At 37.5% G+C, this 467-nt stretch carries 1 protein-coding gene and 1 pseudogene; both read left to right on the top strand.

Going from position 1 to position 467, the window contains the following annotated elements; genetic code table 11:
- Positions 1-11 precede the first annotated feature (11 nt).
- A complete protein-coding gene (locus AKK44_RS08500) occupies positions 12-341 on the top strand; it encodes a hypothetical protein (RefSeq protein WP_054279307.1) in 330 nt (109 codons plus the stop codon).
- A gap of 1 nt (position 342) precedes the next feature.
- Positions 343-467 (top strand): annotated as a pseudogene (locus tag AKK44_RS08505) (phage holin); the annotation flags it as partial.

Genomic DNA, 467 nt, shown 5'->3' on the forward strand with positions numbered 1-467 from the left:
GAGGTGGTTAGATGTACGAAATCTTAACTCAACTCAAAGAGTTAGCAGGGGCTGTTAGTGCCCTTGCGCTCATTGGTGGTGCTATGATTTGGATTCACAAAAAGCTTGTTATTGAACCGGACGGCAGACTTGCTGAAAGACTACAAGCAGAGAATAACAAGCTATTAACTGATACAGTAAATCCTCTTACTGAAGCTATTAAAGACTTGAATTATAATCTAAATACTGCAACTAAAGAGCGCGCTGAGATGCGAAGAAACATCGATGAGCATGAAGTAAGACTTGACGCTCACGATATTCGATTGACTGTACTAGAGACTAAAGAAATTAAGGAGAAATAACATGCAAGAAATTACTAACATCATCACAGGTTCATCACTATCAATTTTGACTATTTTTGCAGGTATCGTAGTTAAGCTCATTAAAGATTATCTATTGAAAAAAGGTGGCGAGAAAGCTGTCAAAAT

Source organism: Streptococcus phocae, from assembly GCF_001302265.1.
Classification (GTDB): domain Bacteria; phylum Bacillota; class Bacilli; order Lactobacillales; family Streptococcaceae; genus Streptococcus; species Streptococcus phocae.